The organism is Streptomyces sp. enrichment culture (genome assembly GCF_964273145.1).
GTDB lineage: Bacteria > Actinomycetota > Actinomycetes > Streptomycetales > Streptomycetaceae > Streptomyces.
The window spans coordinates 6,509,914-6,534,677 of record NZ_OZ186873.1 but is presented as its reverse complement, the minus strand read 5'-3'; the positions used below and the strand labels follow the sequence as shown (position 1 = coordinate 6,534,677).

The following is a 24,764-nucleotide window of genomic DNA, read 5'->3' as shown; positions in this document are numbered from 1 at the left end:
CAGTAGATCGTGCACGATGTCGGCTCGATACGTTCTCCGTCGTGATCGTTTCCACTGCCCGCACCACGGTTTTCGACATCGACGGCACGCTCTGCTTCGACGGCCGGACGATCGACCGCCGGATATTGACCGCCCTCGCAACTTGTGAGCGCGCTGGTCATCAGCTGGTCTTCGCCTCCGCCCGACCTGTCCGCGACCTTCTGCCCGTCCTCGGCAGGGCCTTCCCCAGTGCCACGCTGATCGGCGGGAACGGCAGCATCGTCTCCGTCGGCGGCCGCGTCTGGGCGCGGGCCGCGTTCGAGGCGGGCGACCTCGGCAAGCTACTGGCCGAGGTCGCCCGGTTCCGGGCGGGCTACCTCGCCGACGGCCCGTGGGACTACACCTACACCGGGCCGGCCGAGCATCCGATCCTCAACCGTGTCGACCAGGGCCGCCTCGCCCGCCAGGTTGTCCTCGCAGACCTCCCCGCCATCGTGAAGTTCCTCGTGGTCGACGCGACCGACATGGCAGCCCTCGCCGAGGTCGGTCGCATGCTCGGGATGACCGTCAACCACCACCTCGACGAGGTGATCATCGACTTCGCCCCGGGCATCACAAACAAGTGGGAGGCACTCACCTCGCTCGGCATCGACCAGTACAACGCCTTCGGCAACGACATCAACAATCTTGACCTGCTGCGTAACGCACAGCACGCAGTCCGTGTCGGCGCCCATTCCGGCCTGGACGATGTCGCCCACGTCAGCGTCACCGCCGCCCCGGAGGCTGTCGCTGACGAAATATCCAGATTTGCCCTGGTAGCTCCTGCGGCCTTAAGGCAGCCCCCAGTCAGTTTCGGACCCAGATGAGGATGTCTGGTAGGCGAAGCACGGCGGGGAAGGCAATGGCAAACCTGCCGGTGCGTGTGTCGGCCAACTGTCCAGTGCATCAACGATGCACGGCTTGTCGATGACGTCTCAGACCAGAGTGAGAATTCGGTCGCCTGTTGTCAGTGCGTTCCCTTGCGGCCCTCGCGCGCACAACTTGTCGATCTCGCCGGCGTCGTCGACAGATGCTTCTCCGGCGCGACGGGATGGTGCAAGATGTTCGCCCTGGCGTCCTCGACGCGGCGTCATCATCCGCGGTGAGCGCGCCCCTCATCGCCGTGGCGACCGCCGGAGTCGGCACGGCATCCATCAGTCGATTGCCCAGGCCAGTCTCGCTGACGGGCAGAGAGCCGTTCGGTCCGCTGCTGTTTCGCCATCTGCTGGGCCGTGCTCGCGGTCCCACGGATGTGCGTAGCCCGTTGGTCTGCGGCACGGTTGAGCGAATAGCAACGACTACCGCTCAAGGAGGGCGGAGCGCAGCAGCGCTCGTAGCAGCCGAGCACCCACTCCCCGAGCTGCGGCCCCGGCGGACAGTGAAGCGGCCGGCACCTTCCGCCAGACCGCTTTCGCACACGTCTTGGGCATGGCGCTGCTCGGCGATCGACGCTGTCGGCCATCACATCCCATCCCCGCTCAATACCCCAGGAGAATTTTCATGCCCAAGCCTGCGGCCTATTCGGCGCAGGTCTCGCCGCATACCAGTAACCGCCTGCCGGAAACGGGTCTCGGCCGTTCCGTCCCGGAGACGCAGAAGCGCATCCTGACCGTCCTGCTGATCTCCCAGATCCTCAGCGGCGCCGGACTCGCAGCAGGCATCACCGTCGGCGCGCTGCTGTACCAGGACATGCTCGGATCGACCACCCTGGCCAGCTTGCCCAGCGCGCTGCTCACCGGCGGGTCCGCGCTCGCCGCTGTCGCTATCGGCCGAATCTCACAGGCTCGCGGTCGGCGTCCCGGACTTGCCGCAGGTTACGTCGTCGGGGCACTGGGCAGCGCAGGTGTCGTCGCTGCCGCCACACTGGACAACTCCGTCCTGCTCTTCGTCTCCCTCGTGCTGTACGGCGCCGGGACCGCCGCCAACCTCCAGGCGCGCTACGCCGGAGCCGACCTCGCATCTCCCGCCTACCGGGCCCGCGCCGTTTCCACCGCGCTGGTCGCCACCACCCTCGGCGGCGTCCTCGGGCCCAACCTGGCAACTCCGGCGGGGCGTGCCGCCGAAGCCCTCGGACTTCACAGCCTGACGGGCCTGTTCCTGCTGTCGTGTCTCGCCTAAGCCCTGGCCGCCGTCGTCCTGACCGCCTGGCTTCGCCCCGATCCGCTGCTGCTTGCCCGCACCCTCTCCGGGGCACGAAAGGCTTTAGGCAGGGCGAAACGGATGGAAGCGCGGTTCGCTCACCGTAGTCCAGGACTTCTGGTGGGTGTGCTCGTCATGGGCCTCTCCCAGCTGGTGATGGTCGCGGTCATGACGATGACGCCGGTCCACCTGCATGACCACGGTCACGGCACAGCAGCCTCTGGGCTCGTCATCGGTCTACACGTCGGCGCCATGTACCTGCCGTCCCCGTTGACAGGTTTCCTGGTCGACCGCTATGGCAGCACGGCGGTCGCCACCGGCTCTGCGCTCACCCTCCTCACGTCCGGCGTCCTTGCCGCGTGCGCACCCGGCGACTCCGTCGCGCTTCGGCCGTGGCACTCGTGCTCCTCGGACTAGGCTGGAACTTCGGCCTGGTCAGCGGAACCGCTATCGTCACCCAAGCTGCGCCGGCAGCCACTCGCGCCAGGACACAGGGCCTGGCCGACGTCGCTGTCGCCATCGCGGGTGCGGCTGGTGGACTCCTTTCCGGCCTGGTCGTTGCTGCGGCGGGCTAGCCCGTGCTTGCCATCGCGGGAGGTGCGCTCGCCCTTGCGATCCTGCCTGCGATCATGGTGGCGGCCCTGCGAATACGGCAGGGGCAGGGCGGCAACGGCTTGCAGCGTAAGGTGAAGTAGGGGCGATGCTCAGGCCCGGGTCAGGAAAGCTTCCTGTGCGCGGGTCTGCACACTGCGAGCCCGCGGGGCCCGAGAATGCCCCGATCACCGGTTGCTGTCCAGGTCCGCTCAGCAGCCGATCTCATCCGGCCCCTCACGAGTGGTGCGCGGGGTGCCGAACGGCTTCCGGGCGGAGCGCTCAGGGTTGATCTCCCGGCGAGGGGCCTCCGGGTACGCCTGGTACGCAGCGGCGATGTCGGCGGCGGGCCCTCGCCGATACGCGGACCAGTCTCAAGCGAAGGCTCGGCCTTGCTGTTTGCGAGCGTAGGCGCGGGCTGCTCGGACGCGGTCCCCGCAACGGGTGGAACACCACTGGCGGCGCCCATGGGTGCGCAGGAGGAAGCGGTCGCAGGGGGGCGCCTCACAGCGCGCGATCCGAGATGCTTCGTCGCCGGTGAGCAGGGCGGCGGCGTCCTCGGCGATCTGAGCCATAGCGTGCTCGACGAGTTGCGTCACTGGATGCACCGGGGTCCGACGGAATCCTTCGTCCGGTTCGTGACGCAGCAACCGCGCGCTGGGGACCTTGGCGAGGGCCCGGTTGATGCCGTCCAGGGCTGGCTCCGGGGGAGCTTCGCCCTCCACGTGCGCCGTGAAGAGAGCGCGCAGGTCGCCCCGAAGTTCCGTGAGCTGGTTCTGGCAGTACGCCAGCAGCGTCGTACGCGCGGGTACGAGGCCGTGGCTGACGAGCCAGCCGGTCGCCTCCTCAGGGGTGCCCAATTCGTCTGCCCGATGTCCACCGGGGAGAGTCACCGTGCCGTTGACCAGCGCGAGGCTGACGTGCTCGTCAGCTCCAGGGGCGGGTGGGAGCGGGATTTTCGACATCACCCTCATGGTATCAGCGTCGGTCTCCCGTGAGACACCTGCTACCGTGGATCTCACGATGAACATAGCTATTTCCCGTGAGGATCGAGGAGTGGCGTGATCCCCGCACCGCCTTCGGGCACCGCACCGTTCGCCCTGTCGGTGCTCGACAACGCACACACCGCTGTTGGGCAGACCGTCGAGGAAGCCTTCGGCGAAGTCATCGCACTGGCGCGGCTGGCCGAGCGGCGGGGCTACCACCGCTTCTGGATGTCCGAGCACCACGCCATGCCGGCCGCGGCGACCTCCTCGCCGCAGCTGATGCTGGCGCGTCTGACCGGCGAGACGAACCGCATCCGGCTCGGCGCGGGCGGGATCATGCTGCCCAACCACGCGCCGCTGGTGATCGCCGAGCAGTTCGGCATGCTGGAGGCCCTCGCCCCGGGGCGGGTCGATCTGGGACTGGGACGGGCGCCCGGCACGGATTTGCCGACCGCTGCGGCGCTGCGCCGCCACCACGACGCCAACGACGGCTTCCCGCAACAGGTGCTGGAACTGCTCGGGTTCCTCGGCGACGACTTCCCCGACGGCCACCCCTACCGGAACGTCCACGCGGTCCCGGGCCCGTGGCAGGCGGACGAGAACCGGGTGCCCCGCCCCAAGACCGCGCCGGAGACCTGGATTTTGGGCTCTTCGCCCTACTCGGCGCGCCTCGCGGCCCAGCTCGGCCGCCCTTACGCCTTCGCACTGCAGTTCGGCGACGCCGATGTGGCCTCGGCCATGCGCCTGTACCGGGAGAACTTCCGTCCTTCGGAGGTCCTGGCCGAGCCGTACACGCTCGTCAGCGTCGGCGTGGTCGCCCATGATGATCCCGCGGAGGCCCGGCGTCAGGCGGCCTCATCGGCGATGGCCATGCTACGGATGTTCCAGCGCAAGCCCTACAGCCTGCTTCCCCCGGAGGAGGTCGAGGCGTACCCGGCCAGTCTCCAGGAGCAGCAGATCCTCGAGACCTACACCCACCGGTTCCTCAACGGCACCGGCCCGGAGGTGGCCGCGGCCCTCGAACGACTCCACGCCCGCACCGGCGTCGACGAAGTGATGCTCGTGGTCATGGGCCACTCACGCCGGGCCCAGGCCCGCACGGTCGAGCTCATTGCCGACCACTACGGGCTCACTTCACGGTGAGTTCTGCGCTTGATCGGCACCGGCGGTGTCGCTGGGCGCGCCAGCGTTCGCGCCGACGCGCACGCCGAGGACTCCGACGCAAGAGCAGGAGGAAGGATGACGGAGACGACGATCAGTGCCAGGGAGCAGCTGGCCGGTCTCGTCGGACGGCGTGGGCGGCGCCCATGGGGCCGGGCAGGACTCCCGCGGGCCACGCCGTAGCACCGACGCACGATGCGCGCGAGCGCCGTGGTGGTAGTGGCCAAGCCGGTCGTCGGCGACATCGCCTTCCTGCTCGTGCGGCGTTCCTTTGCCCTGCGCCACCATCCGGGCGAGTTCGCGTTCCCCGGCGGCGGCATCGAACCGGACGAGACCCCCGTCACGGCCGCGCTCCGGGAGTGCCACGAGGAGACCGGCGTGGCTCTCGGCCGACCGCACGTGCTCGGCACCTTGCCCACCCTGGCCCTGGAGGCGAGCGCGAACGTCGTCACGCCGGTACTGGCCTGGGCCGGAGACGATGTCCCGGACGGCCCGGCACAGCACTGGCACAACCGCGAGACCCAGTCGACGCACTGGGTGCCCCGCAGTCACCTCGTGGACCCGGAGAATCGCACCACCGTGACGTACGAGGAGCGCTGGACAGGGCCGGGATTCCGGCTCGACGGCGTCCATGTCTGGGCTTCACCGCCCATGTCCTGGACCGGCTGCTCGACGAACTCGCATGGAGCCGCCCCTGGGACACGTCCCGCCGATACACCCTTACCGAGAACTGATCTCATCCACATCTCGCGCCGCAGGCGTCCGATCATGTCTTGTCGGAGGTGACCAGGCTTTTCGCGATCAGCACGGCCTTCTCGGCCTTTGTCGATCTTTTCCCAGGCCGGAGCACGTTCTGCGGGGGAATCAGAGGTGAATCGGCGGTCCCTTGCCTTGGTCGGTCACCGCGGTCGTGAGGTCACGCAGAGCCTGCCGGACCTCAACGGCCCCGCGCCGTCACGGCCTTGTTCCCACAGGCCGTGACGGCGTGCCAGGACGAGCGCGCCAGCAAGCCGACCAGACGCCCGTGCATCCCCTTCGTGGCTGAGGTGGGTGAACTCGGCGACAGGGCACCGGGCTGCGGCGGGGTGCCTGCGGTCACGCCAGAGGCGGGTCAGGCCGACATGGCGGCGGGCTGCTGTGCGGCGATCTTGAGGGACTCGCCCATGGTGAGGAAGGGCGACCAGGCGCGAGCCAGCCGTGCCACGGTGAAGCCGGCCTCCAGGGCGTAGCCAGCGGCGACGATGATCTCGCCGGCCTCGTCGCCGACGATGTGGACGCCCAGCAGGCGGCCCGTCTCACCGTCGGAGACCAGCTTGACCATGCCGTGCGGACGGCGGCTGACCATCGTCCGCCCGATGTGTGCCAGGGGCAGGACACGGACCTCGTAGGGCCGATCGCTCTCACGTGCCTGCTCCTCGGTCAGGCCGACGCCTGCGGCGGCGGGTGAGGTGAAGGTGACGTGTGGCAGGTACCGGTAGTCCAGGGTGCCGGTCCCGTCGCCGTCGAAGGCGTTGGTGACGGCGAGTTCCGCCTGGGCGACGGCCACGTACTCGAACTGTCGGGCGCGTCCGGTCACGTCGCCGGCGGCCCAGATCCGCGGGTGGGCGGTGCGCTGGTGCTCGTCGACGACGACCTCTCCGGCAGGGCCGGTCTCCAGTCCGGCGGCCTTGAGGTCGAGCGGGTCCGTGACGGGCCGGCGGCCGGTGGCGACGAGGAGGCGCTCGGCGGACAGCGTGCTGGTGCCCATTCCGTCATCGACGGTGAGGACGATCTGGTCGCCGGAGGGTGCGACGCGCACCGGCGTGACACCGGTGCGGAAGGAAATGCCCTCGTCCGTGAGTGCCTTCTCCAAGGCGGCGGAGACGGCGGCATCCTCGCGCGGGGCGATGCGCGGCGCGATGTCGATGACGGTCACCGTGGCGCCGAGCCGCGACAGGATCTGCGCCTGTTCCAGTCCGACGGCGTTGGCGCCGACGACGAGAAGGGTCTCGGGGACGCGGTCCAGTTCCATGGCGGTGGTGGAGGTCAGATAGTCGACATCCGGCAGGCCGTCGATCGCCGGGATCAACGGTTCGGCGCCGGTCGCGATCAGTACGTGCTCGGCGGTGATCTCGGTGTGAGTGCCGTCCGCGTGCGCCACGGACAGCACGGGCAGTGCGCCGCCGGCGCCGCCGCTGAAGGAGGCGGTTCCCTGGAACATCTCGACGCCCCGGGCCTTGGCGAGGTCCGCGTCGGCGCCCGGCAGTCGGGCGATCATGCGGCGCTTGTCCTCGATCAGGGTGCGCATGTCCACGGGGCCCGCCGTGGTGGCGATGCCGGGAAAGCGCCCGGCTCCGGCGTCCGCGCGGGTCGCGGCGGCGGAGATCAGAAGCTTGGACGGCACGCAGCCGGTGTTGGGGCAGACACCCCCATACGCACCGCGCTCGACGAGGGCGACGGTCTTGCCGCGCCCCCGGGCGGCCATGGCGGCGGTGGCCGCGGCCGGACCGCTGCCTATGACGGCCAGATCGTAGCGGTGCGCGGAGGCGTGGGGGCTGGTGTCGTGCAGCGTGCTCATGAGGTGGTCCACTCATTCCCGGATCAGGACAGACAGACCTGTCTGTTCGCTTGAGTCTCGAAGGTAGACAGACCCGTCTGCTAACGTCAAATCCATGCCTTCCGCACCACTCCGCCGCCCCGCCCGTGACCGCATCCTGGACACTGCGGAGCAGCTCTTCTACACACACGGAATCCGTGCCGTCGGCGTCGACAGGGTGATCGCCGAAGCAAAGGTCGCCAAGGCCACGCTGTACACGCATTTCCGCTCCAAGGACGAGCTCGTCGCAGAGTGCCTGCGCCGTGATGCCGCGCGTGTCCGTGCCGGTCTGGCCGAGGCCGCCCGCGCGACAGCGCCTGGCCCCGCCCGCATCGGCGTGCTGTTCGACAGTGCGGCCGCGAGCGCGGCAGAGCCGGGCTACCAGGGATGCGGCTTCATCAATGCCGCAGCCGAACACCTGCCGGGCCCCGTCGGCGACATCATCGCCGCGCACCGTGCCGACCTGCTGGCCTTCCTCACGGAGAACATCGACCGGGAGACCGAGGGCGAGCGCGCCGCGGCCGCCCGCGTTATCCTGGCCCTCCTCGACGGAGCCAAAGTCGCCTCGATGTCCACCGGGCCCGCCGCCTTCACCGACGTCCGGCCGACAGCCGTCGCCCTGGCATGTCACCCCTTGCCGACTACCCTGCCGGAGTGATCCTCCGGCCCGGCGTGAGGTGAACGCGGCACGTTCTCGCTACGGGCGCCGCGCCGAGCGTGGCCCCGGCCCGCCATCAGAAGCCAGGTGCACGCCTTGAGGCTTTTCCAACCTCAGCTTGACGTCGCCAGGTGAAGGGCGAGCACGGCCTTGACCAGGTCGGTGATGCGGGTGGTGCTGCAGCGGAGCTTGCGCAGCAGGCGCCAGGACTTCAAGGTGGCCATCGCCTGCTCGCCGACCGCGCGGATCCTGGCGTGGGAGACGTTGACGGCCTTCTGGCCCGCGGAGAGCTTGTCCCAGCGGCCGCGGTACGGGACCCGAACGGTGCCGTCGGCGCCCTGGTATCCCTTGTCCGCCCAGCAGCGCGCGCCGGCCTCGGCCAGCGCCTCGATGACGCCGTGGGTGCGGGCGGCTTTGATGTCGTGGACCGCGCCGGGCAGGGCGGGCGAGGCCCACAGCAGACGGCCGAACGGGTCGGCGATGACCTGTACGTTCATGCCGTGGCGCTTGTGCTTCCCCGAGTAGTACGGGCGGTCGGCGGCGATCCGGTCGATGGGCAGCAGGGTGCCGTCCAGGATTACGAACGCCTTGCGCGCGGCAGTGCGGGCGGCCGCAGCGAGGTTCGGGGCGATGGCGGCCAGGACCTGCACCGCCTCGGCGACGTAGCGGTAGACGGTGGCGATCCCGACGCCGAATCCGGCCGCGAGTTGGGCGTAGGTGTGGCCGCAGCGCAGATGGGCCAGGACCAGCAGGGCCTGCCGGTCCGCGCTCAGCCGGCGCCACCGCGTGCCCCGCTCCCGGCGCCGGGCGGACAGCAGTCGGGAGAGGCGCCGCAGGGTCGAGCTGGACAGATCGATCCCCGATGGGTAGACAAGCACGTGAAGCTCCGGGCGGACAGGTTGCTCTTGGTCGACAACCCATCTACCAGGAGCTTCACCTCTTCCCGGACACCGCCTCCGCGCCAACTGACCAGCTCATCAACCAAGTTGGAAACGGCTCAAGGTGTGACTCATATGAGAACAGGCTAGAGGCCGGGGAAGGGTTCCCGCAGTCCCTCGAACGAGGGCCCATATCGAACGATTGTCACTCCGCAGTGATCACACAGGACGAGATCTCCGCCAGGGGGTACTGCAGCAGCAAAGGGGGGCTCGGGCTTCTCACCCAGAGGCGAGGGCGCTGCCGACGGGGGCTTGAGGCTGTTGCCGTCCATCTCTGGGCGGCCTGTACTCCCGCGCGCTTCACCGGGTTAGCGGGGGCGCCAGGTGCGGATGCCAGGAGGGAGGATCTGCGCATCCGCTTTGATGCGCCCGATGTCTATGAGCCGCTGGTAAAAGCGGCGGCGGTGACGTCACCGCCTGCGACATCCACGCGGCGCGCGACATCGGTGGCACATCGCAGCCGTCTCTGGGCGGAGCCGTGGGAGCGTTGTGGTCGGCGCGTTGGCGGATGCGGGCGCGTCAGCGCGACTGCCGTAAGGCGGCAGCTGTTCGGTCTCAAGGAGACGTACGGCGAAGCCAGGCGAGGCCCGTCCCCGCTATGTGTGGCGTCCCCCGTCACCGCCGCGTGCGAGGCCGCCCAAGGGTGTCCAAGTCAGGGCTGTCCTCCAGTGATCATCGCCGCGTGCCCAGCTCTTCACGACGTCGGCGGCGATGTCGTGGCCGTGCATGGCGTAGGGGGCAGGTACGCGGGCTTGGAAATGGGCGTGAGGTCCGCCTTCTCGGTACTCGACGAGGCAGCTGCTGTCTTCCTCGAGGCGCACCTGAATGTATTACTGCCCGTGGTCGCGCGAGTCGGTGCGTTCGATGATGAGGAAGCGGTGGACCAGGTTGAGTTCACTGAGGAGATCGTACAGCGTGTCCTCGTCGGGGTCCTCCCAGGTGTCCCCGTTCCAGGCTGTGGCGCGGATGTGGGTCATGGGCCCTCGTCGGCGCGGGTGACAGTCTGTTCGGCGAAGGTGAGCAATTCATCGGTGGTGACTTCGCGGCGGCCTGACGCGGTGTGCAGGGTGAGGGCGGGAGCTGTGCCGGCTTCGGCTTTCAGGACGTTGCCGAGGCGGTTCTCCCATTCGACCCAGCTTCCGGGAGCGCCCTCGAGCAGCGACAGTTCGTTCAGCAGGACGGGCAGGGGGGCAAGGCCGCGGTCGAACCCGATGCTGTGGCTCTTGGTGCGCTGGTTGTCGTAGCGCATCCTCAGGAAGGGGGCGGGCTCACGGTCGAGCTTGGTCGGCTGGAGTGCGTAGCGGAACAGGTGGACCGCTTCGTCTTTGGTCTCTGTTCCGGAGAACTCGCATCGGTAGCCGGGGAAGAGGGTGTAGGTGGCCTTATAAAGGTCGGGGTCGTCCTGGGCGTGGTTGTCGTGGACGTCGGGGCTGACGGCGGCGACGGTGTCGAATTCCCAGCCGGGGCAGGAGAACCCAGCGAGTGCCACGAGCGGCTGGCCACTGCCGACGATCCGTGTGCTGTGCTCGCGGGCGAACTTCAGGACGGCGCGGGCCAGGGTCGCGTCGTAGCGGCCCATCACGCGCATTTCCAGCAGATGCTCGTGGTCCGGAGTGAGGATGGCGTCGAAGTTGAAGATCATCCGTGACCAGTGCCAGGCGTCGGGCAGGCCGTCGATGGGGGCGACACCGGGTTGGGCGGACACCTTCGCCGTCAGGTCCTTCATCTGTCTCTCTTCCTCGTCCTGGCCTGTGCCTGTTTGTTCCCTGCCGGGTCAGGAGCAGGAGTAGTTCGGACCGGTGTCCTGCCGGTAGGTCGCCGTCATGCGTCCGCCGCCGCTGGAGTTCTCGCTGCGCGTCATCGGCACCATGTTATTGGTGTCGTTGTAGTAGTCGTTGCGGGTGGCGCGGTCGGTGTTGTATCCGGTCTGGTTCCAGTGGTCGACGACCGGGTGCATGTGTTCGTAGGTCAGCTGGTCGCTGGGTACCGGGTTGCCGTTCGAATCGAACCAGTTCAGCTGGTCACGGGGGATGCGCTGGCCGGCGCTGGGGTGCCCGGCAGGGTAGACGGGAACGCCGCCCTGCTGCTGCCCTTCCACGGTCCATTGCGCGGCCATGGCGTCATGGGTGGACTGTCGGTAGCTGCTGGGGTACTCGGTGTCGCGGTTGTGCTGGATGATGGGCGAGTTAGGGTCCCGCATCCACCGGCCGCCCGGGCCGTTGATGGCCGGCATGAGGCCGAGCGGGTCGGCGATGGTGAGGGGGTTGTCGACGTAGGTGTAGTCGTTGGGGGCTGCGGCCAGGCCGAGGGGGTCGTGGCTGACGTAGCGGGCGGTTTCCGGGTCGTAATACCGGAAGTAGTTGTAGTGCCAGCCGGTCTCGGCGTCGGCGTACTGGCCGGGGAAGCGCAGCGGGCAGTGTGTCGTCGAGCCGTCGGAGGAGCCGGGCAGGGGCAGGCCCCAGATGGTGGTGCGGATTCGCCAGGCAATGGCGCCGTCGGGAGTGATGAGTTCACTCGGGGCGCCGGACACGTCGGTGACGACCGCGTGGAAACGCGGGGCGCCGTCGGGGCCGCGGTCGACCTGGGTGAGCGGGCGGTGGGTGCCGGAGTGGTAGTCCCAGGTGGTTACGGTGCCGGTGGCGGTGACCTGCTCGGCGAGTCGGGTGCCGTCCCAGCTGAAGATGGTCTCCTCTGCGACGCGGCCGTCCGCGATCAGCCTTCGCTTGGCGGTGCGGCGGCCAGCGGCGTCGTATTCGTAGGTCCACTGGGCGCCGTCGGCGGTGATGACGCCGGTCAGTCTGTCGTCGCTGTTCCAGGTGAAGGTGCTGGTGCGGGTTTGGCCGTTCAGCAGACGGGTGTGGCGGCGGATCAGCCGCCCGTTCGCGTCGTACGTGTAGGTGGTGCGGCCTGACCGGTGCAGGCGGCCTGCGGCGTAGTCACGGACGGGCTTGGCTTGGCCGTCGGCGCCGGGCGTGTCCGCGCGGGTGAGGTTCCCCGTGGTGTCATAGACGTATGACTCGCTCCAGTTGTGGGCTTCGACGGCGGTGATCCGGCCGGCGGGGGTGAGGTCGAAGCGTCGCGTGCCAGCGTTGTCGCGGATGTCGGTGAGGAACCCGTCCGGGCGGTAGGTGTACTGCCGGTGCTGCAGGAGTTCGGTGCCGCGGACGATCCGTTGGGCGCCGAGCCGGCCGACCGGGTCCCAGTCGTGGGCAAGAGCGAGGTCGGGGCCGAGACCGCGCAGAGTCTCACGGCCCGTGTCGTCGAAGGTGAAGTCCAGGCGGTGTCCCTCGGTGTCCAGGGCAGTGGGGCGGCTGGCGGCGTCATAGGTCCAGGTGGAGACGGTTCCGGACGGGGTACGTCGCGAGGTGCGCCGGCCCAGCGCGTCGTAGGTCCAGGTGGTGGTTCGGCCGTTGATGCTTTCGGAGAGCTTGCGACCGGCCAGGTCGTAGGTGTGCTCCACCGTGGTGGTGGCGTTGGCGGAGCGCAGCAGGCTCCCGGCCAGGTCGTAGGTGTAGGTGCTGATGCCTTCGGCCGAGTGTGGGAGTGTCTGCGGAACGGGTATCTCCAGGCCCGTCGCGCGGCGTGCGATCCACGCGGCCGCGCAGGCCCCGACGTTCGCCGGATCGATCCGCCCCCACCGCCAGGCCCGCTACATCCCGGGCAACCCCGCCCTGACCGTCTACGGCAGCCCGCGCTCCCTCCTGACGTGCGTCTGCAACCGGGACCGGGCGTTGTGCCACCGGCTCGACGCCGTCGACGCCCCTCGGCTGGACCGATGCGGGCCGTCGTGCGCAAACAGCGCTGCACGCACCGACCGTCATGCCGAGCAGTTCCTGCAGCACGCTCAGGCCCTGGGGAAGCAGGCCGCCTCCGAGGTGCTGCCCGGGCCGCTCGCCGACCGGCCGGCCCGGCGCACTGCGCGACTGCGGGAGCTGTCCAACCGCCGTATCAGGGTCGAAAGCACCTGCAGGAGCCGCACGCACGAGCCCAGCCCTTGACGAGCGCGATCGCATCCGCGCGGCGACGGACCGCGTCCTGGGCGGCACGCCCGAGCGCTCGAACGGCGCGCTGACGATTGCCGCGCTCGCGGCCGAGGCTCAGGTTCCCTGGAACGCACTCACCCAGCGCCACACTGACCTGAGGAGCGAGTTCCGCGAGAAGATCTGTGCCCGGGTCGAAATGCCGGACAACGAGAAGCGGCTGCGCCGGCAGTTGGCCGACCGTGCCGACGTCGGCCGGGTCCCGCCGGCACAGCCGAGGCCCGGCGGCAGCCCGTATCCGGGGCCGCCGGGCCTGAGGCGGCCGTCCGATGCCGGGTCCGGTTCCAGCAGGCGTACCGCGAGCAGGCACCGGGACGACGACGGCGTATCGAAGCTGGTCTCGGGGTCGGCCTCCGCGGTTCAGACGGGGGTGTTCTCGTCGGGGACGAAGGGGGCTCCGTGGCCGGGGACGATCAGGGCGGGCTCGAGGGCGAGGATCTTGCGGCGGGAGGCACGCAGGCCCTCGTGGTCGTCGGAGGTGGGGTCTTCGGCGGGGCCGTGGACGCTCCACCAGGCGTGGGTGAGGACGACGGTCCCTTCGGCGGTTTCCGCGACGGTGGAGATGTCCTGGGGAGTGTGGCCGGGCGTTTCCATCAAGCGGATCGAAGGGGAGAGCCGGTATCCGTCGGCGGGCCGGTCGTACCAGAGGTCGTTGTGGTAGGCGGCCCAGACGTCGTGGGCGCGCGCGTTGGGGAAGAGGGCGGCGTTGAGGGTGTGGTCGGGGTGGTGGTGGCTGAAGACCACGTCGGTCACCTGCTCGGGGCTGATTCCGGCGGCGGCCAGCGGGTCGAGGATGAGTCTGCGGTCCTCGACCATGCCGGGGTCGACGACGACGATCGTGTCGCCGTCGCGCAGGAGGCAGACGGTCGAGGCGACGTGCCACGGCTTCTCGCGGCCGTCGCGGTCCGCATTGCGGGCGTCGAGGCTGTCGTAGCCGGTGGTCAGCAGGGTGAATGTGGCCGTCATGGGAGGTGATGGTCCTTCGTCGATCGTGGGGAGTGGCCGGGTGGAAAGCGAGGTGTGCCGTCCATGCCGGGGCTCGAGGGTGTGCGAAACCGCGCCCCGGCGCGGTTCGGTGAACCGGCGGCGGGGCGAGGGCGGCCGGACTCAGCCGGCGGTGTTCTGCGTGCGGCGGGCGTAGGCGCGGGCGGCGCGGGCTCGGTCGCCACAGCGGACCGAGCACCATTGGCGGCGCCCGGCGCGGAGCAGATAGCGGTTGCAGGGGGTGGAGGGGCAGGCCGTCAGCCGTTCGGCGTCAGGTCCGGTGAGCAGGTCGGCGGCGTCGGCGGCGAGGATGCCCAGGGCCTGGTCGACGATCTGGTCGATGGGGTGCGGGGCAGTGCGGTGCATGCCGCGGACGGAGTCCCAGCCGAGCGGGGAGGCGGTGGGGACCCGGGTGAGGGCGTCGTTGACGGCGGCCAGTGCGGTGGCGGGGGCGGGGTGGCCGCCGACCTGGGCGGCGAGCAGGGCGCGTACCTGTTCGCGCAGGGAGCGCAGGCGGGCCGCGCAGATCTCCTGCAGCCCGGCGTCCGCGGGGGCCAGGTTGTGGTCGACCAGCCACTGATTGGCGCCGGATGGGGTTCCCAGCATGTCGAGGAACTGGCCGCCCGGCAGGGCGATGGCGCTGTTGGCGAGGTCGAGCGCGGGGTAGTGCTCAGCGCCCGGTGCCGGCGGCAGCCCGGTGCCGACGGCTTCGACGGTATCGATCTCACTCACACATCTCACGTTACAGCTTGCCTTCATCCGTGACAAACCCCTATGGTCACGGATGTAGGTCAATCTATCCGTGAGGTTATTTCGTCATGACAGCAACCGGCGCGTCCAGCGAGCAGGTCCCCGTCCGTGTCCTCGGCGGTCCGACCGCACTCATCGAGTACGGCGGGCTGCGGTTCCTGACCGACCCGACCTTCGACGCCCCCGGCACCTACCCGTCGGGCCTGACCAAGACCGCGCCCGCCTCCGCCAGGCCCGCTGACCTGGGCCGAATCGACGTGGTGCTGCTGTCGCACGACGAGCACGACGACAACCTCGACGCCTCGGGCCGGGCCCTGCTCGCCGATGTCCCCCTCACCCTGACCACGCCCAGTGGCGCAGGCAGGCTGGGCGGCACCGCACGCCCCCTGAAGGACTGGGAGTCCATCGAACTCGACCGCCCCGGTGGCGGCACGATCACCGTCACCGGCGTTCCGGCCCTGCACGGCCCCGGGACGCGCGAGGACCTCGAACCGGTCGTCGGCGAGGTCGTCGGTTTCGTCCTGAGCGGTGACGGCCTGCCCACCGTCTACATCAGCGGCGACAACGCCCAGCTCTCCCTGGTCCGCGAGATCGCCGGCCGTTTCGGCCCGGTGGACACCGCCGTCCTGTTCGCCGGCGCGGTCCGCACTCCCCTCTTGGACCGCGCGCTGCTCACGCTCGACAGCGCCCAGGCCGCCGAGGCCGCCCGCATCCTGGGCGCCCGCCGGATCGTGCCGGTCCACTACGACAGCTGGGCCCACTTCACCGAGGGCCGCGAGCGGCTCGTGGACGCCTTCACCACCGCCGGGCTGATCGACCGCGTCGAACTGGCCTGACACCGAACGCCCTGGCCCCGCGGTGCGCCACGAGCGCACCGCGGCGGCCCCTTCCCCGGCCCGGCCACTCGCGCCAGGCCGGCGCACCGCAGAAGGAATCCCCGTGAACGACCCGATCAAGGGCACGGCCCGCGGCTCCGCTCCCGCGCCGCTGTCCGTCCTCGACACCGCCCTGGCCGGCCGCGGCATCAGCGCCGCCGACGCCCTGTCCGGCAGCATCGCACTGGCCGGACTCGCCGAGAGGCGCGGCTTCACCCGCTACTGGGTGACCGAACACCATTCCATGCCCGGCGTCTCCTCCTCCAGCCCCGCCGTCCTGCTGGCCCGGCTGACCGCCCACACCACGCGGCTGCGGCTCGGGGCGGGCGGAGTGATGCTGCCCAACCACCCCCCACTGATCGTCGCCGAGCAGTACGGCCTGCTCCAGGCCCTCGCCCCGGACCGGATCGACCTCGGTCTGGGCCGTGCCCCGGGCACCGACCAGGCCACCGCCGCCGCCCTGCGGCGAGGCCGCCCGGACGACGACGACTTCCCGCAACAGGTCGTCGAGCTGCTGCGCTTCCTCGACGACGACTTCCCCGAAGGGCACCCCTACCGCGAGCGCGTCTACGCCGTGCCCGGGCCGGGACAGGACAAGGAGAACGGTCTTCCGCAGGCGACCGGCCGCCCCTCGGTCTGGCTGCTGGGATCCTCCGGATACTCCGCCCGGCTCGCCGCCCACCTGGGCCTGCCCTTCGCCTTCGCCGCGCACTTCTCCCCCGATCACGTCGCCGCCGCCCTCCAGCTCTACCGCGACCGGTTCACCCCCTCAGCAGTCCTCGCCGAACCGTACGCACTGGCCAGCTTCGCCGTCATGGCCGCCGACGACGAGCACGAGGCCCTGCGCCAGACACGCAGCTACGCCCACAGCATGATGCGCATGCTCCACGGCAGGTCCTACCTCGTACCCACCCCCGACGAGGCGGCTTCCTACCGCTACACCGCCTCCGAGCAGCACGTTCTCGACCGCTGGACCAACAGCGTCCTGCACGGCACCCCCGATCGGGTCACCGCGCACCTCAACCGCCTGCACGAGGCAGCCCGCCCTGACGAGATCATGATCGCCAGCGTGGGCCACACCCCTCAGGCGCTCCTGCACTCGACCGAACTCATCGCCGACGCCTACACCCTGCCCTCCGCACCGGTCCTCGCGTCCGCGCGCTGAACCGGCCCCGCTGCCGGGCCGTGGGCGCAGGCCCCATCAAGCAGTCGGACAGGCAGCCACACCAGGCGCCGCAACACCACGCCCACCACCGCTGGGCTCGTAACGGAGACACCATGCACAACACTGCGACGACGCCCCCCAGCGGGCCGACGAACGCCCCATCGGCCACTCCTGCGCCTTCCATACCCGAGACGCAAAGACGCATCCTGGTCATCCTGCTGGCGTCCCAGGTCCTCAGCGGCGTGGGACTCGCGGCCGGTGTCACCGTTGCCGCCCTGCTGGCTCAGGAGACGCTCCACTCCACCACCCTGGCCGGGCTGCCCAGCGCCCTGCTCACCGCAGGATCCGCCCTCGCCGCCGTCCTCATCGGCCGTGTCTCGCAGAGCCGCGGGCGCCGCCCCGGCCTGGCCGCCGGCTACCTCGCAGGCGCGATCGGCGGTGCCGGAGTCGTCGCCGCCGCCGTCCTCGACAACCCGGCCCTGCTGTTCATCTCCCTCTTCCTCTACGGCGCCGGCACCGCCGCCAATCTCCAGGCCCGCTACGCGGGAGCCGACCTCGCCGCCCCGCGTCACCGCGCCCGCGCCCTGTCCACCGTCCTGGTCGCCACCACCCTCGGCGGCGTCGTCGGCCCCAACCTCACCGCCCCCGCCGGACACCTCGCCACCGCCCTCGCACTGCCCCCGCTGAGCGGCCTGTTCCTCATCTCGAGCGCCGCGTTCGCCCTGGCCGCACTGACCCTGCTGATCTGGCTGCGTCCCGATCCGCTCCTGCTCGCCCGCACCCTCCCCTCCGAGCCGGAGGCACCCGAGCGCACCGGCACCGGACCGGCACCCGACGTTCCGCAGCCCGCCCCACACGGCCGCCCCGGTCTGCCGCTGGGGGTGCTGGTGATGGTCCTCAGCCAACTCGTCATGGTCGCGATCATGACGATGACCCCCGTGCACATGCACGACCACGGCCACGGCACCGCCGCTTCCGGCCTCGTCATAGCCCTGCACGTAGGCGCGATGTACCTGCCCTCACCCCTGACCGGAGCGCTCACCGACCGCTACGGCCCCACCGCGACGGCCTCCGCCTCCGGACTGACCCTGCTGGCCGCCGGCATCCTCGCCGCCACCGCGCCGGCCGACTCCGTCCTCCTGCTCACCGTCGCTCTCATCCTGCTCGGCATCGGATGGAACTTCGGCCTCGTCAGCGGCACCACCATCATCACCAACGCCGTCCCCCTGGCCACACGAGCCAGGACCCAAGGCATGGTCGACGTCGCCATCGCCATCGCCGGAGCCACCGGCGGCATGGCCTCCGGGATCGTCGTCGCTGCGGCCGGCTACCCCCTCCTCGCCCTCACAGGCGCCGCCTTCGCCCTCGTCCTCCTCCCCGCGGTCATCGTCACCGCCCAGGAAGGCCCGCCTCACTCGGAACGCCGACAGGGCAGCACCGGACCCTGAGCCCGTCCAGATCCTCCGCAGCAACTGAACCGCCGGGCACGGGAGAGCTCCGTGCCACGGCGGCCGCGGCTACTCGCACAGGTCGGGGGCGGAGGCGACTGAACCCTTCGCCTCAATTGAGTTCAACACGCTGAACTTGACAGAGAAGTCGACGGAGACCCGAGCCCGAGACCCACCCCTCTCCGGACTTCGCCCTGCCTCACGGAACGTGGCGTCGGGCGTCACCGGCTCACTAGGGCCTCTCGTTCGGATCATGCCGGGCTCGCGGGGCCTGGTGCCGTGCCTCGCCGCGTTGTCGTCGGTTGCCATGGCTTTCGCCATGGCGCCCTCCTCCGCCTTGCGATGCACGGCACCAGGTCCCGCTCCCTGATCCGACCTGATCCAAACGAAAGACCCTAGGGAGAGGAGCCGGGCGGGTGTGCGTCGCCCGCCGTCCTCGTCCATCCAGCGAATCGTTCCGATGGGGTGCAGGCCGGTCACTCCGGGCCGTCAGCCGATCCGTTCGGCCGGGGCGGCGATAACGCCCGAGGGGAAGTGGCCGGCTGTGCGTTCGTAGCGGCGGTGGAGTCGGCGGCAGCCGGCGGGATGGGCGGCACCACCTGCACGGTCCGTCTGAACTGGCCGGCGGGACCCTGCGGCCACTGGCGCCGCGCGAGCATCTCCTCACCTCGACGACGGACGTACTGGAACTCGTCGCCGCCTTCGCCCCCGCCGACGCGCCCGACTGGGCGGCCCCGTCCCGCAGACACGGCCGAACCTCGTACCGGTCGCAGATCAGCAGACAGGGGGTGTGGCGCATCACCGCCTGCGTGATGCGCCACACCTCGTGGCCAAGAAGCCGGTTCAGACGGCGGACCAGGCGTCGTCGACGGGGATGATCGCGCCGTTGACGTTGCTCGCGGCGTCCGACGCCAGAAAGACGATGACCGCAGCCTGCTCCTCGGGCCGGGACATCCGGCCGAGGTTCACGAAGTACGGGCCGATCGTCGCCGGGCCGTGGGCGGTCCGGTCGGCGTCCACGGTGATGGCGGTCGCGGTGCCTCCCGGGCAGATGGCGTTGGCGCGGATGCCCTGCTTGCGGTACATCACGGCGAGGTTCTTCGTCAGCCCCACCACGCCGTGCTTGGAAGCGGTGTACGCGGCTCCCGCCGCGCTACCGCGCAGGCCGGCCTCGGAGGCCGTGTTCACTATGGCGCCCCGGCCGGCGGCCAGCATGTGCGGCAGCACGGCACGGGTGAGCAGGAACGGGGCGGTCAGATTGACCCGCAGTACCCGCTCCCACTCGGCGTCGCTCACGTCCGCCACCGCCGACATGCGGTCCATGATCCCGGCGTTGTTCACCAGTACGTCCACGCCACCGAAGCGCTCCACTGCCGTCGAGGCGACCTGGTCCACGACCGACTGCTCGCCCAGATCGCCGGCGACGGTCACGGCGGTGCCGCCCGCCCGCTCCATCTCCTTCACGACCGCGGCCGCTGCGTCCGTGTCGAGGTCCGCCACGACCACGCGGTCACCCCGCGCGGCGAAGGCCAGGGCGGCGGCCCGCCCGATCCCCGATCCGGCGCCAGTGACGATGACGCTCCGTCCGTTCAGGCCGTCGGTCATGCGAGCTCCGTCCAGAAGGTGTCGTCGCAGCTGACTCGTGTCCGTCGCACCAGCACCCTACTATTTATTGTCTCTCAGTGACATAAAGTCTTCGGGGGACAATGCGGCACCGAGTGTCTCGAAGTCGCCGGAGGGGCGCATGACCACTGCACGCGGGCGGCCGGGACGGCCGCCGCTGACCGAGGAGCGCAGGGCCGCCGTGCGACTGGAGATCGCCCACGCCGCGGTCGAACTGTTCGTCGCCCAAGGAGTCACCGCGACCACAGGTGAGCAGATCGGCCGGGCGGCGGGCGTCTCGGCGCGGACCGTCTGGCGCTACTTCCCCACCAAGGAGAGCTGTGTACGGCCGTTGTTCTCGGCCGGCATCGACATGGTCGCCGCGGCACTGCGGCGCTGGCAGCCCGGCCGATCCCTGGAGCAGGCATTCGACGATCTGTGGACCGTCGACTCGCGCCTCCCCGGGCTGGACATCGGTGCCCTGCTACGTCTGACCCGTACCGAACCCGGTCTGCGCGCGGTCTGGCTGCAGACCCACGACGAGGCGGAACCCGCCTTCGCCCGCGCCCTCGCCGAACGTGCCGGCCTGCCTCCCGACGACGCACGGCCGGCGATCGGGGCCGCCATGCTCAACGCCGCACTGCGTGCGGCCGTGGAGCACCACGCCTACCGTACGACCGACCCGGGCAGCGACCGCGAGGAGGCTCTCGCCGATCTCATCGGCAACCTGCGCACCGCTGTGGCCATGACCTCGGCCGGTCTCCTCTGACGTCACGGCCGGAACAGGCACGTCGTCCGAGCCGCAGCCGGCCGGATCGCACACCTCCCAGCCGTGGCGCCCGCTCGTCCCGGCGTCCGGGACGCGCTCGTGCACGCCCCGGCGGCTCCGAAGGCGTCGGCACGGTCCGCCAACCGCTCGACCCCCTCGTCCGCCGGCTGCGTCCCGGAACGGCTCGACGGCCGGAGTCTCCCCTCCGCCATCGCCCGACCGCCCCGACCGGCCAGGGCCCCGCTCCCGGTGCCCCGCCGGCAGTGGCGTCCGCATCGGAGGAGGGGACGAACACGATGTCACGGTGCCGCCGGCGCGGTGAGGGCACCCGACGCAAGCGGCAGGCGGAGGTACCCTCCCGGCGTGATACGAGCCCTGTCTGACGAGAAGCGGCCCGCCAACCGCGGTCGCAGAGCTGCCGCCGGGAACCGGGCCGCTCTCATCGCCGCCGCCCGGGAGATCTACGCGGAGCAGGGACTGGACGCTCCGCTGTCCGCGATCGCGCGCCGCGCCGGCGTAGGCCAGGGAGTGCTGTACCGGCACTTCCCCGACCGGGCCGCCGTGGCGGCCGCGGTGCTGGAGGAGAACGTCCGGCAGATCGAGCAGGTCGCGGCGGCGGACGGCGCGGACATCGCGCGGGTCCTCGGTGCGCTGACCTGGCATCTGACCGAGTCGGCAGCCTTCGTGGGCATCTTGCACGCGGAGGGGGCGGTGAGCCACGCGGGTGTCCCCGCCTACGCCTCTGCGCTGTCGACGCGAGTGGAGCGGGCCGTGCGGGCGCGACTGCCGGACGGTCATCGGCTGGCCGCCCACCCCGACGACTTGATGCTCGCCGTCGCCATGGTGGCGGGTGCCGCCACCGGGCCCACTCGTGAGCACCGGGAACACAGGGCACGCGCGGCCTGGCGGTTGCTCGGTGTCGAGGTGGGACCAGTGCGGCCGGTCCAGGAGTGAGCGCCGCGTGGGGGTCAGCCGCCGTTGGACTGCCGCACTCCCCGCGCCAGCGCGTCAAAGGCGTACAGGTAGCCCCCACCCGGTCCGCTGACGGTCATGTACGCCCGCTTCCCGCCGGGGACGATGGCCACGTTGGTCGCTGATTCCAGCCCCTCGGCGGCACGCGCCGGGACCTCGACGGTCGCCAGGCGTTCGCCGTTCCTGCTGTAGACCGCCATCGCGGGCCGGCCGTGCAACCCCTGGTACAGGTTGCCGTCCGCGTCCACCGCGATCGAGTCGGTCTGCGCGATGCCGGCGTCGACCCGCAGGGCGGTGTGCCGCGAGGCCACCGCGCCTCCACCGTCCAGGAGGAGGTAGGAGACGCGATTCTGCGTGAGCTCGCTGACCCACAGCCCGCGGTAGTCCGCCTCGAAGGAGATGCCGTTCGGCGCGGCGAGGCCGTCCACCAGGACGGTGGCGCCCTTCCCTTCGCGGTCGATCCGCACCACGCGTCCCTCGGCCTCGCCGTCGGACATGCCGCGTGAGTCGCTGACGTACAGGTTGCCCTCCCGGTCGAAGGCGATGTCGTCGGGGTTCATCGGCGCGCCGTCCACGTCGCCGGTGAAGAAGGGCCGCAGGTCGCCCCCGTCCGGGGCGAGGCTCACGATGTCGCCGTGGGAGAAGTCGGTCAGGTAGATCCGCCCGTCGTAGGGACTGAACTGGGCCGAGGTGTAGGCACCCCGGTCATCGGTGTGGAACCGTTCCGACCTCTTCCTCCGGACGTCCACGCGGAGCACTTTCGGTTCGCCGGCCGGGGCGGTCACGTCCACGACGAGCAGCCTGCCGTGCTTGTCGAAGACCGGTCCCTCCAGCAGGGTCATTCCGGTCCGCTCGTGAACCGTCGTCAGCCGCATGACCTGCTGCGCACGGATCGTCCTGTTCTCGCCGTGGGCGGCCGCCGCGGAAGGCCCGACCTGCGCGCCGCACCCGGTGAGGCCCAGCAGGCCCAGAACGGTGAGTCCGGCACAAGCCCTGAACGGCAGTCGTCGCATGCGAATCACTTGTCCTGTCCGAAAGCAAGCGGAAGTAACCCGACAACAACCGGACAGCACTGTCCGGTTGTTGTTACGGTAATGCATGGCTGCCCAAGACCCGTGCGACTGCTTCGAGTTCAGAACAAGGCGGCCCCACTGCTGCGACCGGAAGGAACGAGGCCCCCACGTGGCACATTCGCAGGATCTGCCCCCTGGGACGCTCAGCGAACTCAGGCAGCGTTACCGGATCGAGCGGGAACGGCGTGTGCGCCCCGACGGCGTCCGGCAGTACCTCGGCGCCGAAGCGGAGTTCGGTTACTACGCCGACGACCCCTACGCGGGCGAGACGGCTGAGCGCGCGCCGGTGGGGGACGGGGTGGACGCCGTGGTGGTCGGCGGCGGCTTCGGCGGCATCCTGGCGGGAGCACGACTGCGGCAGCAGGGCATCGGGCGCGTCCGCGTCGTCGAGAAGGGCGGCGACTTCGGGGGCACCTGGTACTGGAACCGGTACCCGGGCATCCACTGCGACATCGAGTCGCACGTGTACCTTCCGATGCTGGACGAGACCGGGTACGTGCCGCGGTGGAAGTACGCCCCCGGCGAGGAGATCCGCCGGCACGCGGTGCGGATCGCCGAGAAGTTCGACCTCTACGCGGACGCCCTGTTCTCCACGTCCGTGACCTCCCTCTCCTGGGACGAGACCACCGAGACGTGGATCGTGACGACCGACCGGGGTGACAGGTTCCGGGCCACCTACGTGATCACGGCCACCGGAACGCTGTCGGAACTGAAACTGCCCGGCATACCCGGCATCGAGACATTCCGGGGCCACACCTTCCACACCTCGCGCTGGGACTACGCCTACACGGGCGGCACTCCGGACGGGGGTCTGACCGGCCTCGCGGACAAGCGCGTGGGTGTCGTGGGCACCGGGGCCACCGGCGTCCAGGTCGTCCCGAAGCTGGCCGAGGACGCCGAGCACCTCTACGTCTTCCAGCGCACCCCCTCCACCGTGGACGTGCGCGCCAACCGCCGCACCACCGCCCGGGACGTCGGCGCCGACCGCCACGGCTGGGCACGCGAACGCCGCGACAACTTCCTGCGCGTCACCTCGGGAGAGGACGTCGAGCAGGACCTCGTCGCCGACCGGTGGACCAGGTCGGCCCTCCTCCTGGAAAAGCTCCTGCCGAGCTTCCGCCGACAGGGCGACCGAGCGGCCTTCGAGGCGGCCTACGAGATCGCCGACGCCCTCAAGATGAACGAGATCCGCGCCCGCGTCGAGCAGATCGTCACCGACCCGGACACCGCCGGGAAGCTCAAGCCCTGGTACCGGTACGCGTGCAAGCGCCCGACCTTCTCCGACCTGTACCTCCAGGCGTTCAACCGGGACAACGTCACCCTCGTCGACACCGCCGACACGCACGGCATCGAGCGGATGACCGAGCGCGGCGTCGTGGTCGGCGACACCGAGTACGAACTCGACTGCCTGATCTTCGCCACCGGCTTCTCCGTCGGGGTCTCCGGCATCCACTCGGGCCGGCTGCCCGTGCACGGCCGTGGCGGTATCCGGCTGCAGGAGGCGTGGGCCGAGGAGGGACCGCGGACGCTGCACGGCTTCACCTGCAACGGTTTCCCGAACCTGATCCAGTTGGGCGGGGTCCAGAGCGCCAGCAGCGTCAACTACACGCACGTGCTGGACGAGCACGCGGTCCACGCCGCGGCACTCGTGGCGGCGGCCGAGGCGGGGAACGCCGTGATCGAGCCGTCCCGGGAGGCCGAGGACGCCTGGCTCGCCGTGCTGTCCGAAGGCGCACCCGATCACGCGTGGTTCCACGCCGAGTGCACCCCCGGCTACTACAACGCCGAGGGGCGCGGCCGGCCGAACGGCCCCACCGCCTATCCCCATGGTGCGTTCGCCTTCCACCACCTGCTGAAGCGATGGCGCGAGGAGTCCATGGGCGAGGTCCTGCGCGCCAGGACGGCCACGCAGCCGTAGTGCCGCGGCCTTCACGGACCGGCCGTCGGCGACCGTGCCGCTCACGGGGCTGTCCGCGAGCGGCACACGGCGCGATGCGGAAGGGGTGGCGCCGTGGGACCG

21 protein-coding genes and 1 pseudogene are annotated in these 24,764 nt (G+C 70.5%); 12 read left to right on the top strand and 10 right to left on the bottom strand.

Features of this window, described 5'->3' with window-relative positions:
* The first annotated feature begins 41 nt into the window (after nucleotides 1–41).
* Both ACSU6Z_RS28785 and ACSU6Z_RS28780 read left to right on the top strand, forming a co-directional pair.
* Complete coding sequence (locus tag ACSU6Z_RS28785) at nucleotides 42–845, top strand: HAD hydrolase family protein (protein WP_437050059.1); 804 nt, start codon at nucleotides 42–44, stop codon at nucleotides 843–845.
* A 673-nt stretch (nucleotides 846–1,518) separates the two neighbouring features.
* Nucleotides 1,519–2,852: pseudogene (locus ACSU6Z_RS28780) on the top strand (MFS transporter).
* 270 nt (nucleotides 2,853–3,122) lie between these two features.
* Here the strand turns inward: ACSU6Z_RS28780 and ACSU6Z_RS28775 are convergent.
* Nucleotides 3,123–3,713 (bottom strand): CGNR zinc finger domain-containing protein, encoded by a 591-nt coding sequence (locus tag ACSU6Z_RS28775; RefSeq protein ID WP_437050057.1) that lies wholly within the window; start codon nucleotides 3,711–3,713, stop codon nucleotides 3,123–3,125.
* A 96-nt stretch (nucleotides 3,714–3,809) separates the two neighbouring features.
* On the opposite strand from ACSU6Z_RS28775, the gene ACSU6Z_RS28770 reads away from it, so the two are divergent.
* The gene (locus tag ACSU6Z_RS28770) at nucleotides 3,810–4,877 is read left to right on the top strand and encodes an LLM class flavin-dependent oxidoreductase (RefSeq protein ID WP_437050055.1); all 1,068 of its coding nucleotides are present in this window, start codon (nucleotides 3,810–3,812) and stop codon (nucleotides 4,875–4,877) included.
* Nucleotides 4,878–5,090: 213 nt separating this feature from the next.
* Nucleotides 5,091–5,681: an NUDIX hydrolase gene (locus ACSU6Z_RS28765; protein ID WP_437050054.1), complete on the top strand. Its 591-nt coding sequence runs from the start codon at nucleotides 5,091–5,093 to the stop codon at nucleotides 5,679–5,681.
* 325 nt (nucleotides 5,682–6,006) lie between these two features.
* Here ACSU6Z_RS28765 and ACSU6Z_RS28760 read toward each other — a convergent pair whose 3' ends face one another.
* Entirely contained in the window at nucleotides 6,007–7,452 is a 1,446-nt protein-coding gene (locus ACSU6Z_RS28760; RefSeq protein WP_437050052.1) for a dihydrolipoyl dehydrogenase family protein, read from the bottom strand.
* Between the two features lie 94 nt (nucleotides 7,453–7,546).
* Here ACSU6Z_RS28760 and ACSU6Z_RS28755 point away from each other — a divergent pair, with 94 nt between their 5' ends.
* Nucleotides 7,547–8,128, top strand: a complete 582-nt coding sequence (locus tag ACSU6Z_RS28755; RefSeq protein ID WP_437050050.1) for a TetR/AcrR family transcriptional regulator — start codon at nucleotides 7,547–7,549, stop codon at nucleotides 8,126–8,128.
* Between the two features lie 113 nt (nucleotides 8,129–8,241).
* On the opposite strand, the gene ACSU6Z_RS28750 is transcribed toward ACSU6Z_RS28755, so the two are convergent.
* From ACSU6Z_RS28750 to ACSU6Z_RS28735, 4 genes are all read right to left on the bottom strand, one after another.
* The gene (locus ACSU6Z_RS28750; protein ID WP_437050048.1) at nucleotides 8,242–9,006 is read right to left on the bottom strand and encodes an IS5 family transposase; all 765 of its coding nucleotides are present in this window, start codon (nucleotides 9,004–9,006) and stop codon (nucleotides 8,242–8,244) included.
* A gap of 890 nt (nucleotides 9,007–9,896) precedes the next feature.
* A complete protein-coding gene (locus tag ACSU6Z_RS28745) occupies nucleotides 9,897–10,043 on the bottom strand; it encodes a hypothetical protein (RefSeq protein WP_437050046.1) in 147 nt (48 codons plus the stop codon).
* A complete protein-coding gene (locus tag ACSU6Z_RS28740) occupies nucleotides 10,040–10,792 on the bottom strand; it encodes a hypothetical protein (protein ID WP_437050044.1) in 753 nt (250 codons plus the stop codon). The genes ACSU6Z_RS28745 and ACSU6Z_RS28740 overlap by 4 nt, the downstream gene beginning before the upstream one ends.
* A gap of 48 nt (nucleotides 10,793–10,840) precedes the next feature.
* Nucleotides 10,841–12,526: an RHS repeat-associated core domain-containing protein gene (locus ACSU6Z_RS28735; protein ID WP_437050042.1), complete on the bottom strand. Its 1,686-nt coding sequence runs from the start codon at nucleotides 12,524–12,526 to the stop codon at nucleotides 10,841–10,843.
* Between the two features lie 55 nt (nucleotides 12,527–12,581).
* Between ACSU6Z_RS28735 and ACSU6Z_RS28730 the strand changes: the two genes are divergently transcribed.
* A complete protein-coding gene (locus ACSU6Z_RS28730; protein WP_437050041.1) occupies nucleotides 12,582–13,064 on the top strand; it encodes a hypothetical protein in 483 nt (160 codons plus the stop codon).
* A gap of 402 nt (nucleotides 13,065–13,466) precedes the next feature.
* On the opposite strand, the gene ACSU6Z_RS28725 is transcribed toward ACSU6Z_RS28730, so the two are convergent.
* Both ACSU6Z_RS28725 and ACSU6Z_RS28720 read right to left on the bottom strand, forming a co-directional pair.
* Complete coding sequence (locus tag ACSU6Z_RS28725) at nucleotides 13,467–14,072, bottom strand: MBL fold metallo-hydrolase (RefSeq protein ID WP_437050040.1); 606 nt, start codon at nucleotides 14,070–14,072, stop codon at nucleotides 13,467–13,469.
* A gap of 141 nt (nucleotides 14,073–14,213) precedes the next feature.
* On the bottom strand, nucleotides 14,214–14,822 hold the full coding sequence (locus tag ACSU6Z_RS28720; protein WP_437050038.1) for a CGNR zinc finger domain-containing protein: 609 nt from the start codon (nucleotides 14,820–14,822) through the stop codon (nucleotides 14,214–14,216).
* Between the two features lie 86 nt (nucleotides 14,823–14,908).
* On the opposite strand from ACSU6Z_RS28720, the gene ACSU6Z_RS28715 reads away from it, so the two are divergent.
* The 3 genes from ACSU6Z_RS28715 to ACSU6Z_RS28705 all read left to right on the top strand — a co-directional run bounded on the left by ACSU6Z_RS28715 (nucleotide 14,909) and on the right by ACSU6Z_RS28705 (nucleotide 18,328).
* Nucleotides 14,909–15,676 (top strand): MBL fold metallo-hydrolase, encoded by a 768-nt coding sequence (locus tag ACSU6Z_RS28715; RefSeq protein WP_437050036.1) that lies wholly within the window; start codon nucleotides 14,909–14,911, stop codon nucleotides 15,674–15,676.
* Between the two features lie 103 nt (nucleotides 15,677–15,779).
* Nucleotides 15,780–16,880, top strand: coding sequence for an LLM class flavin-dependent oxidoreductase (locus ACSU6Z_RS28710; RefSeq protein ID WP_437050035.1), 1,101 nt, complete (start codon nucleotides 15,780–15,782; stop codon nucleotides 16,878–16,880).
* Nucleotides 16,881–16,993: 113 nt separating this feature from the next.
* Nucleotides 16,994–18,328, top strand: coding sequence for an MFS transporter (locus ACSU6Z_RS28705; protein WP_437050033.1), 1,335 nt, complete (start codon nucleotides 16,994–16,996; stop codon nucleotides 18,326–18,328).
* Nucleotides 18,329–19,171: 843 nt separating this feature from the next.
* Here the strand turns inward: ACSU6Z_RS28705 and ACSU6Z_RS28700 are convergent.
* On the bottom strand, nucleotides 19,172–19,933 hold the full coding sequence (locus ACSU6Z_RS28700; protein ID WP_437050031.1) for an SDR family NAD(P)-dependent oxidoreductase: 762 nt from the start codon (nucleotides 19,931–19,933) through the stop codon (nucleotides 19,172–19,174).
* A 139-nt stretch (nucleotides 19,934–20,072) separates the two neighbouring features.
* Between ACSU6Z_RS28700 and ACSU6Z_RS28695 the strand changes: the two genes are divergently transcribed.
* Nucleotides 20,073–20,699, top strand: coding sequence for a TetR/AcrR family transcriptional regulator (locus ACSU6Z_RS28695; RefSeq protein WP_437050030.1), 627 nt, complete (start codon nucleotides 20,073–20,075; stop codon nucleotides 20,697–20,699).
* A gap of 363 nt (nucleotides 20,700–21,062) precedes the next feature.
* Nucleotides 21,063–21,653 (top strand): helix-turn-helix domain-containing protein, encoded by a 591-nt coding sequence (locus tag ACSU6Z_RS28690; protein WP_437050028.1) that lies wholly within the window; start codon nucleotides 21,063–21,065, stop codon nucleotides 21,651–21,653.
* Nucleotides 21,654–21,667: 14 nt separating this feature from the next.
* Here ACSU6Z_RS28690 and ACSU6Z_RS28685 read toward each other — a convergent pair whose 3' ends face one another.
* Nucleotides 21,668–22,684: an SMP-30/gluconolactonase/LRE family protein gene (locus ACSU6Z_RS28685; RefSeq protein ID WP_437050026.1), complete on the bottom strand. Its 1,017-nt coding sequence runs from the start codon at nucleotides 22,682–22,684 to the stop codon at nucleotides 21,668–21,670.
* A gap of 169 nt (nucleotides 22,685–22,853) precedes the next feature.
* Here ACSU6Z_RS28685 and ACSU6Z_RS28680 point away from each other — a divergent pair, with 169 nt between their 5' ends.
* On the top strand, nucleotides 22,854–24,662 hold the full coding sequence (locus ACSU6Z_RS28680; RefSeq protein ID WP_437050024.1) for a flavin-containing monooxygenase: 1,809 nt from the start codon (nucleotides 22,854–22,856) through the stop codon (nucleotides 24,660–24,662).
* The last annotated feature ends 102 nt before the right edge of the window (nucleotides 24,663–24,764 follow it).